At 67.9% G+C, this 8,716-nt stretch carries 9 protein-coding genes and 1 pseudogene; 3 read left to right on the top strand and 7 right to left on the bottom strand.

All coding sequences use genetic code 11. The features are described 5' to 3' along the window. Window positions 1–67 precede the first annotated feature (67 nt). From RT551_RS20570 to wrbA, 3 genes are all read right to left on the bottom strand, one after another. On the bottom strand, window positions 68–553 hold the full coding sequence (locus RT551_RS20570; protein ID WP_313461936.1) for an asparaginase domain-containing protein: 486 nt from the start codon (window positions 551–553) through the stop codon (window positions 68–70). A gap of 79 nt (window positions 554–632) precedes the next feature. Next, a complete protein-coding gene (locus RT551_RS20565; protein ID WP_313461934.1) occupies window positions 633–965 on the bottom strand; it encodes a DUF2069 domain-containing protein in 333 nt (110 codons plus the stop codon). Beyond that, window positions 962–1,552: an NAD(P)H:quinone oxidoreductase gene (wrbA, locus tag RT551_RS20560; protein WP_311190272.1), complete on the bottom strand. Its 591-nt coding sequence runs from the start codon at window positions 1,550–1,552 to the stop codon at window positions 962–964. The genes RT551_RS20565 and wrbA overlap by 4 nt, the downstream gene beginning before the upstream one ends. Window positions 1,553–1,637: 85 nt before the next feature. On the opposite strand from wrbA, the gene RT551_RS20555 reads away from it, so the two are divergent. Both RT551_RS20555 and RT551_RS20550 read left to right on the top strand, forming a co-directional pair. Further along, complete coding sequence (locus RT551_RS20555) at window positions 1,638–2,912, top strand: YihY family inner membrane protein (protein WP_311190273.1); 1,275 nt, start codon at window positions 1,638–1,640, stop codon at window positions 2,910–2,912. Then, window positions 2,909–3,475 carry a TlpA disulfide reductase family protein gene (locus RT551_RS20550; protein ID WP_313461933.1) on the top strand — a complete coding sequence of 189 codons (567 nt, stop codon included), beginning with the start codon at window positions 2,909–2,911 and terminating at the stop codon, window positions 3,473–3,475. Before RT551_RS20555 ends, RT551_RS20550 begins: the two co-directional genes overlap by 4 nt. 50 nt (window positions 3,476–3,525) lie before the next feature. Here RT551_RS20550 and ppk2 read toward each other — a convergent pair whose 3' ends face one another. The 4 genes from ppk2 to hemA are packed head-to-tail and all read right to left on the bottom strand — an operon-like array spanning window position 3,526 to window position 8,401. Next, the gene (gene ppk2, locus RT551_RS20545) at window positions 3,526–4,308 is read right to left on the bottom strand and encodes a polyphosphate kinase 2 (RefSeq protein WP_313461932.1); all 783 of its coding nucleotides are present in this window, start codon (window positions 4,306–4,308) and stop codon (window positions 3,526–3,528) included. A gap of 48 nt (window positions 4,309–4,356) precedes the next feature. Continuing rightward, a complete protein-coding gene (locus RT551_RS20540; RefSeq protein ID WP_313461931.1) occupies window positions 4,357–6,054 on the bottom strand; it encodes a tetratricopeptide repeat protein in 1,698 nt (565 codons plus the stop codon). Window positions 6,055–6,057: 3 nt separating this feature from the next. Next, window positions 6,058–7,140 carry a peptide chain release factor 1 gene (gene prfA / locus RT551_RS20535; protein WP_313461930.1) on the bottom strand — a complete coding sequence of 361 codons (1,083 nt, stop codon included), beginning with the start codon at window positions 7,138–7,140 and terminating at the stop codon, window positions 6,058–6,060. Beyond that, window positions 7,118–8,401, bottom strand: a complete 1,284-nt coding sequence (gene hemA / locus RT551_RS20530) for a glutamyl-tRNA reductase (RefSeq protein ID WP_313461929.1) — start codon at window positions 8,399–8,401, stop codon at window positions 7,118–7,120. Before hemA ends, prfA begins: the two co-directional genes overlap by 23 nt. A gap of 64 nt (window positions 8,402–8,465) precedes the next feature. Between hemA and RT551_RS20525 the strand changes: the two are divergent. Continuing rightward, a pseudogene (locus RT551_RS20525) lies at window positions 8,466–8,716 on the top strand (hypothetical protein); the annotation flags it as partial.

Here is an 8,716-nt window from a genome sequence, read left to right as displayed (position 1 = left end):
ATTGTGCCTGATCAGGGCCCAGTCCGAGACACAAGTGACGCGCCATGCGCGTCAAATCGCACTCCTTTCAGGCCGACTCAAACCGGTTCGCGGCCACATTCTTGCGGACGTGCTGCGGGTCCCAGATACGCCCGTTCATGGCGATATACACGCCGGCCGGCAGCGACTGCACCGCGCCGATCGCGCAGCCGATGTTGAACTCCGCGTCCGAACCGCGGAAGCGTGCCGGGCTCAGCGCACCGGTCATCACGATGGTCTTGTCGGCGATGCTGCGCAGCACCTGGCCGGTCTGCACCATCGAGTCGGTGCCGTGGGTCACCAGCACATGGCGGGTGGGCTGCGCGGCGATGGTGGCGCGGATCAGCTCGCGGTCTTCATCGGTGATGTGCAGCGAGTCCTTGCGCAGGATCGGAATCACGTTGAAACGGAAGGTCACGCCGAGTTCGCGCAGGATCATCCCGATCTGCGGATCGCCGATCTGGTAGTCCGACTTGTCGTCGAAGTAGATCTTGTCGATCGTGCCACCGGTGGTGATGATCAGTAGTTCTTCCATTGCAGGCATCCTGGAGTGCGGTCAGAACCGCGCGGGGCGTCGCGCGACGGTGCCCATGATACGTGGATGTGCGTCGCGGTTACCGACCGAAACGTTTCATCAAGCCGGGGGCGTTGGCCACGCCAATGATCGCCAGTGCCAGCAGCAGTTCGGCCCAGGCCCAGCCGGCGGTCTCGGGATGGCTCCAGGCGCTCATCACGCCATGGCTGAACCAGAACAGCGCCAGCACTCCGGACCAGAACGGCGCGTTGCCGCGTCTGCACCACGTGCCCAGTGCCAGCAGCAGCGGCGGGGCAGTGAACACCAGCTGGGTGGCCAGCCAGTGCTTGTCCTGCCAGAACCACGCCGCATACACCGCGGCCAGGGCCAGCAGCAGGCCGATCAACAAGGCGTCACGGCCGCGCCCCTTCACGCCAGCCGCCGCGCGATGTCGGCCACGCGCCGGCCCAGCGCGCGGGCCAGGGTGGCTTCGTCTTCACTGGGCACCGGGTTGTCGTCGGCCCCGGCCACATGGCTGGCCCCGTAGGGTGTGCCACCGGTGGTGGTGTGGCTCAGCGCGGGTTCGGTGAACGGGATGCCCACGATCAGGCAGCCATGGTGCAGCAACGGCACCTGCATCGAGAGCAGGGTGGATTCCTGACCGCCGTGCAACGACGCGGTCGAGGTAAACACGCCGGCCGGCTTGCCGGCCAGCGTACCGTTCACCCATTCGGCCCCCAGCCCATCCAGGAAATGCTTCACCGGCGCGGCCATGTTGCCGAACCGGGTCGGGCTGCCCAGCAGCAGCCCGCTGCATTCGGCCAGGTCTTCCACGCTGACGTAAGGGGCACCGTCTTCAGGCACCGGCGGGCGGGCGGTCTGGGTCACGGCAGCCACCGGCGGCACCGTGCGCAGCCGGGCGCTCATGCCCGGCACCTCGCCGACGCCCCGGGCGATCTGGCGCGCAAGCCGCGCCACCGAACCGCCCCGGCTGTAGTACAGCACCAGAATCTCCGCCATCTTGTTTCCACATAAGCTTCAGTCAGGCCGCAGTATGCGGCCCTTTGTGCCTGCCTGCACCGCGCATCGGGTACGCTTGCTGCCAATGGAACCTCTGGATACCGTCAACCTGTGGATGGAGCGTGTGCGCGACCGTGCGCGCACCGCCAGCTTCGGGCGCTTCCTGTGGCGTCGCTTTCTTGATGACCGCCTGTTCCAGGCGGCCGCCTCGTTGGCCTATACGACCGTGTTCGCGCTGGTGCCGCTGGCCATCGTGGTGTTTGGCGTGCTCTCCGCATTCCCGATGTTCGATCGCTGGAGCGACACCCTCAGCGACTATGTGTTCTCCAACTTCGTGCCCAACGCCGCGCGCGCGGCCGAAGGCTATCTGCGCCAGTTCTCGGCCAGTGCCGGCCAGCTCACCGCTGCCGGTTTCATTGCCCTGGTGGTGTCGCTGCTGATCACCCTCAACAGCGTGGAGCAGACCTTCAACCAGATCTGGCGGGTCAGTTCGGCGCGGCCGCGCCTGACCCGCTTCCTGGTGTACTGGACCGTGCTTACCCTGGGCGCGATGCTGGCCGCCGCGTCGCTGGCGGTGTCGGCGCGCGTGTTCGCGCTGCCGCTGTTCGGCACTACGGAAGGCCGGCTGCTGGCCAACGCCTCGCTCACCCTGGCCCCGATTCTCATCGAGTTCGTCTGCATCACGCTGGTGTACCGGGTGGTGCCGCACCACACGGTGAAGTGGCGGCACGCCATTCCCGGCGCGGTGCTGGCGGTGGTGATGCTGGAACTGGTGAAGTGGGGCATGGGGGCCTACCTGGGCAGCTTCCAGTCCTACCAGAAGCTGTATGGCACGGTCGCGTTCGTGCCGATCCTGCTGCTGTGGATCTATCTGTGCTGGGTATCGGTACTGCTGGGGGCATCGCTGGCCTCGTCGATTGCCGCCTTCCGCTACCAGCCGGCCGACCTGCGCCTGCCCACCGGTTACGAGATGTATGGCCTGCTGCGGCTGATCGGGCGCTTCCAGCAGGCGCGCGTGGAAGGGCACAGCCTGGACGACGACGAGATCCTGCGGCTGGAGCCGATGCTGACCGATTCACTGCTGCAGACCATGCTGTGCGACCTGGAAGCGATCCGCGTGGTGCGTCGCGACGAGCGCGGCGAATGGCTGCTGGCGCGCGACCTGGACAAGCTCACCCTGGCCGACCTGTACGAAACCACGCAGATGCGCATTCCGGTCAAGGAAGCGTGGCTGCCTTACCGCGACGACAGCCTGGGCTGCGCCTCGGTCAACGCGCTCGACGCACTGCGCCTGCCGCTGCGCGAGCTGCTCAAACGTCGCGTCAGCGACATCTATGCCTCCCCCGGAGATTCCCCATGACTGTTCGTCCCCTGCTGCTGGCCCTGGGCCTGCTGACCCTGGCCGCCTGCAAGCCCGCGGCCGAGCCCGCCGCACCCGCGCCGACGCCGGCACCGGCAACTCCTGCGGCACCCGCCGAACCCGCCGAGCCGGCTGCGGTCGATACCGACCGCAAGACCGTGCAATCGCCACGTCTGGTGCTGCCGGCGGTGGATGGCAGCACCTATGACCTGGCCGCGCATCGCGGCAAGTGGGTGGTGGTGAACTTCTGGGCCACCTGGTGCGCGCCGTGCCGCAAGGAAATGCCGGAGCTGTCGGCGCTGCATGCCATGCGCGAAGAGATCGAGGTGGTCGGGCTGGCCTACGAGGACATCGAGGTGGATGACATGAAGGCCTTCCTGAAAGAACGCCCGGTCACCTATCCGATTGTACTGGTCGATACCTACAACCCGCCGGAAGACTTCGCCATTCCGCGCGGGCTGCCGATGACCTACCTGATCGCGCCGGACGGCAAGGTCGCCAAGGAATTCCTGGGCCCGGTGACGGCGGCGGATATCGAGAAGGCGATCGCGTCGAACGGTTGATCGCGGCGTACCGAGCAAGGTGGGTGCCGACCGTTGGTCGGCACATGGCGTCAATCCCCGATCGGGAATGCCTCGATCGGTTTGAGCACCCCAAAATGCTCTTCATGCAGCTTCCCCTTCAGCGGCGGCAGCTCCGGGATCGGCTCATCCACATGCGTGTCCGGCAACCGGTCCAGCAGATTGCGGATCAAGGTCAGCCGACCGCGCTTCTGGTCATCGAAATCCACCAGCGTCCACGGGGCCGCATCCCGATGCGTGGCGCGCAACATGGCTTCACGTGCTTCGGTATACGCGGTGTACTTGCTGCGTGACTTCAGGTCCACCGGCGACAGCTTCCAGCCCTTGAGCGGGTCGACATGGCGCTCGGCAAAGCGCTTTTCCTGCTGTTCCTGGTCCACTGTCAGCCAGTACTTGAACAGCAGGATGCCGTCGTCCACCAGCAGCTGTTCGAACACCGGCGTCTGCGCCAGGAAGGCGCGGTATTGGGGTTCGGTGCAGTAGCCCATTACATGTTCAACGCCGGCGCGGTTGTACCAGCTGCGGTCCATCAGCACGATCTCGCCGGCGGCGGGCAGGTGGGTGACATAGCGCTGGAAGTACCACTGCGTGCTCTCGCGCTCGGTCGGCTTGGGCAGGGCCACCACCCGGCATTGGCGTGGGTTGAGGTGTTCGGCAATGGCCTGGATCGCGCCGCCCTTGCCGGCGGTATCACGTCCTTCGAACAGTACCAGCACGCGCTGCCCGCTGTGCTGGACCCAGCGCGCCATCCGCGCCAGTTCCAATTGCAGCGGTTCCAGCAGGGCCTCGTATTCCTTGCGCTTGAGCTTGCTCATGCGTGCCTCGTCAGCTGACAGGAGGTCCAAGCGTACATCGGGTGGTGTTCAGATTCCCTGCCAGCCATGTTCACGTGCGAACGACTGCAGGAGTGCCGACAGGTCCGCGGCAAACCCCGCCATATCGAACACGCCACTCTGCTCACGCGCCCGCGCCACCTCCGCGCGCAGCGCCGCCAGCGCGGCCGCATCATTCCCCAGCGCACTGGCGGTGGCAATAAACGCCGAATCATCGGCGACGTTCATCCGCTCCAGCCCCAGATGATGGTTCAGGCTGCCCGCGACCCGTGACGCAAACGTCTCACCCGGGCAGGTCAGCACCGGGCACCCGGCCCACAGGGCATCGGAGGCCGTGGTGTGTGCGTTGTACGGATGCGTGTCCAGGAACAGGTCAGCCAGTGCATAGCGGGCCAGGTACTGCGGGTGCGGCAGCTTGGCCATGAACACCAGCCGTGCCGGATCCACGCCGGCCGCCTGCGCTGCGGCGCGCAGCCGCGCATCGGCCTGGCCAGGTCCGGACAGCAGCCACAGCACACTGCCCGGCACCGCCTGCAGCACCGCGAACGCGCGCTGCATGCTGCGCGGATTGAGCTTGTAGCTGTTATTGAAACAGCAGAACACCACACCCTGTTCCGGCAGGCCGCAGTCGGCGCGGCTCGGGGCCGGTTCCAGCACGCGGGTGTTGTCCGAGGGCTGGAACGCGCGCGGCAGGCGCAGCACGCGTTCGCTGTACTGCGGTTCCAGCGCCGGCGGCAGGGCAAACCCATCGCCGATCACCGCGTCCAGCCAGGGCGCGCCGGAGGTGCCGGGATAGGCCAGCCAGTTCACCTGCAGCGGGGCAGGGCGCAGTGCCAGCGCTTCCGGCGCGCCACCGCCACCCCAGCCGCGCAGGTCCAGCAGGATGTCGATGCCCTGTGCGCGGATCCGCGCGGCGGTTTCCTCATGGCGCACGCCGGCCACGTCGTGCAGCGTGGTCGCCTGCTGCAGGCGCTGGCGGATGCGGCTGCCATCGTCGCGGTTGAGCGCGAACAGGTGCAGCTGCAGGGCAGGATCCAGACGCAACTGCTCGAACAGCGCCACGGTCAGCAGGCCGGTGGGGTGGGCACCGAAGCCGTTGGACAGCGCGCCGATCCGCAGTGGACCCTGAGCACGTACCCGCGCGGCAGGCAGCGGGCGAATGCCGGCCGCCACGGCGGCGGCACGCGTGCGTGCGCAGCGCAGTTGTTCGGCGGCGCTGGCGTCTTCGCTCAGAAACGCGAACGGCTCGACCACGCCGTTGCCGGCGGCCACCGCTTCGCGCACCTGCGTGGCCAGGCGGTCGATGTCCTGCCAGTCACACAGCCGGCGCTGCCATGCCAGGCGCTGGGCGGCGATATACGGTTCACCGGGCAACAGCGCGTGCGCACGGCGGTAGGCCGCCGCAGCACCTTCGGCGTCGTCGGCATCTTCCAGTGCGTGGCCCAGCCACAACGCAATACCCGGGTGTTCAGGGGCCAGCGCCGAGGCCTGCCCGAGCAGGCGTGCAGCATCGGCGTGCGCGCCGGCCGTCCAGGCCACGCGCCCGAGCCGCGCCAGCGCTTCCGGATGGTTGGGGCGCAGCTGCAGCGCACGCCGCGCGGCCTGTTCGCCGGCGCGTAGATCGCCGGCTTCCAGTTCCAGATCGGCCAGCATGACCCAGGCCACGAAGTCGCCCGGTTGGCGCGCAAGCGCCTGCTGCAACTGCTGACGCTGCTGCCAGGCCGACACCGGTCAGCCTTCGGACAGCCGGGCCAGCTCGTCGGCCTGGTGCTCGTGACTGAGCCGGTTGACCAGGGCGTCGAGATCACCGGTCATGATGTTGGGCAGGTCGTACAGGGTCAGTCCTTCCACGCGGTGGTCGGTGATCCGGCCCTGCGGGAAGCTGTAGGTGCGGATGCGCTGGCTGCGGTCGCCGCTGCCGACCTGCAGGCGACGGCTCTCGGCCTGTGCGGCGGCCTGCTTGCTGCGCTCGCTGTCGAGCAGCTGGGCCTTCAAACGCTTCATCGCCTTGTCGCGGTTGGCGTGCTGGCTGCGTTCGGTCTGGCATTCCACCACCACGCCCGTTGGAACGTGGGTGATGCGGATCGCTGACTCGGTCTTGTTGACGTGCTGGCCGCCCGCGCCGGACGAGCGGAACGTGTCCACTTTCAGATCGGCCGGGTTGATCACCACCTCATCGACATCGTCGACTTCGGGAATGATCGCCACCGTGGCCGCGGAGGTATGGATGCGGCCCTGCGACTCGGTCGCCGGCACGCGCTGCACGCGGTGCGTGCCGGATTCGAACTTCAGCTTGGAGAACGCACCGCGCCCGACCACGCGCGCCACGATTTCCTTGTAGCCGCCATGTTCGCCCGGATTGTCCGATTCGATTTCGACCTTCCAGCCCTGGCGTTCGGCAAAGCGCGCGTACATGCGGAACAGGTCGCCGGCAAAAATTGCGGCTTCATCGCCGCCGGTGCCCGCGCGCACTTCCAGGAACAGGTTGCTGTCATCACGCGGGTCGCGCGGCACCAGCAGCAGCGCCAACGCGCCGTCCAGTTCCTGCAGGCGCTGCTGGGCGGCGGCGATCTCCTCGTCAGCCAGCTCGCGCAGGTCCGGGTCGGCGCGCATGGCTTCGGCGGCGGCCAGGTCGGCGTGGGCGCGCGCTTCGTCGGCCAGCGCGGTGGCGACCGGCTCCAGCTGCGCGAACTCGCGCGAGAAGTTGCGGAAGCGCTCGTTGTCGTTGACCACCGCAGGGTCGGCCAGCAGACGTTCAAGTTCCTCGCGGCGCTCGGCCAGGGCTTCCAGCTTACGGCGCAGGGTCGGCGTCATCATTCCTCACAACAGGGTGTTGATACCCCGGCTTGGCCGGGAACAGGCGCTCGGCAGCGCGGGTCAGTTCAGTATCGCCGCTCAGCGCGGCAGCGCGCAGGGCGGCGGTAGGCGGGTGCAGCAGGCGGTTGGTCAGGCCGTGCGCCAGCAGCTCCAGGACTTCCTCGGGCGATTTGCCGTTGGCCAGCTGCTGCCGGGCCTTTTCCAGCATCTCGGTGCGGGTGGCGTCGCCATAGGCGCGCAGCTGCCGCAACGGAGCCTGGTGGGCATTGGCCTGCAGCGTTTCGACGAAGCGGGCCACCTGCAGTTCAATGATGGCCTCAGCTTCTGCAGCGGCTTCGCGACGACTGCGACGGTTGTCCTCCACCGCGCGTTCCAGATCGTCCACGGTGTACAGGAAGGCATCCTGCAGTTCGCCCACGGCCGCTTCGATGTCGCGCGGCACGGCCAGGTCGAACAGCAGCATCGGCTTGTGCTTGCGGGTCTTCAGCGCGGCGGCGACCTGCGCGCGGGTGATCACCGGTTCACGTGCGGCGGTGGCCGAGAACACCACGTCGGCCTCGCCGAGGTGGCGTTCGAGTTCGGTCAGCGGCAGGGCCACGCCGCCATGGCGGCTGGCCAGTTCCTGCGCATGCGCCAGGGTGCGGTTGGCGATCAGCAGGCGGCGCACGCGGCCCTCGCTGAGATGGCGCGCGGCCAGTTCGATCGTCTCGCCCGCGCCGACCAGCAGCACGGTGGAATCTTCCAGCCGCGCGAACGAATTCTGTGCCAGGCGCACGGCAGTGGAGGCGACCGAGATCGGATTGGCCCCGACCCGGGTGTCGGTGCGGGCGCGCTTGGCCACCGAGAAGGTCTGCTGGAACAGCCGGTCCAGGCGCTGGCCGAGCAGGCCGTTGTCGCGCGCGATGGCCCAGGCATCCTTCACCTGGCCGAGGATCTGCGGCTCGCCAAGCACCATCGAGTCCAGCCCGGTGGCGACCCGGAACAGATGGCGCACCGCATCGGCGTCCGCGTGCTGGTACAGATACCCCTGCAGCTGGCCGGCGTGGCTTTCCAGCCACTGGGCCAGGGCATCACCGGATTCGGCCACCGCATACAGCTCAGTGCGGTTGCAGGTGGACAGCAGCACGGCTTCGGCCACCTGCGGGGTGTCGCGCAGCGAGGCCAGCGCCCGCGGCAGCGCGTCGCCGCCAAAAGAGGCGCGTTCGCGCAGCTCCACTGGCGCGGTCTGGTGGTTCAGTCCGAGCACCCACAGGGTCATTGTTCAGTTGCTTGCGATAAGCTGCTGGCCATTCAAGTTGTCATTTTAAGGCCAGAAGCCCCCGATGCCCGCATTGATTCGCATCTCCAGCGTTCTGCTGCTGTCCCTGGTCGCCAGCGGAGCCTTCGCCGCCGACGCAGCGCCGGGCTCCGCCCGGCTGGCAGAACCCGCCCCGCTGACCCCGGTCATGGCCGGCGAGTTCGCGCTCCAGGCCGGCAAGCTGCCCGAGGCCGCGCGCTGGTACCTGGAGGCGGCCGAGGCCGGACGTGACGATGCCGGTCTGGCCGAGCGGGCAACCCGCATTGCCATGCTGGC

Source organism: Stenotrophomonas sp., assembly GCF_032103445.1.
In the GTDB taxonomy this organism is placed as follows: domain Bacteria; phylum Pseudomonadota; class Gammaproteobacteria; order Xanthomonadales; family Xanthomonadaceae; genus Stenotrophomonas.
Note: the sequence above shows the minus strand (reverse complement) of the source record. Positions and strands in the feature narration are given on the sequence as shown.

Excerpts from the sequence above, each read along its gene's own strand:
- RT551_RS20570 (WP_313461936.1), bottom strand. The coding sequence starts at position 553 with ATGGAAGAACTACTGATCATCACCACCGGTGGCACGATCGACAAGATC.
- wrbA (WP_311190272.1), bottom strand. The coding sequence starts at position 1,552 with ATGGCGGAGATTCTGGTGCTGTACTACAGCCGGGGCGGTTCGGTGGCG.
- RT551_RS20555 (WP_311190273.1), top strand. The coding sequence starts at position 1,638 with ATGGAACCTCTGGATACCGTCAACCTGTGGATGGAGCGTGTGCGCGAC.
- RT551_RS20550 (WP_313461933.1), top strand. The coding sequence starts at position 2,909 with ATGACTGTTCGTCCCCTGCTGCTGGCCCTGGGCCTGCTGACCCTGGCC.
- ppk2 (WP_313461932.1), bottom strand. The coding sequence starts at position 4,308 with ATGAGCAAGCTCAAGCGCAAGGAATACGAGGCCCTGCTGGAACCGCTG.
- prfA (WP_313461930.1), bottom strand. The coding sequence starts at position 7,140 with ATGACGCCGACCCTGCGCCGTAAGCTGGAAGCCCTGGCCGAGCGCCGC.
- hemA (WP_313461929.1), bottom strand. The coding sequence starts at position 8,401 with ATGACCCTGTGGGTGCTCGGACTGAACCACCAGACCGCGCCAGTGGAG.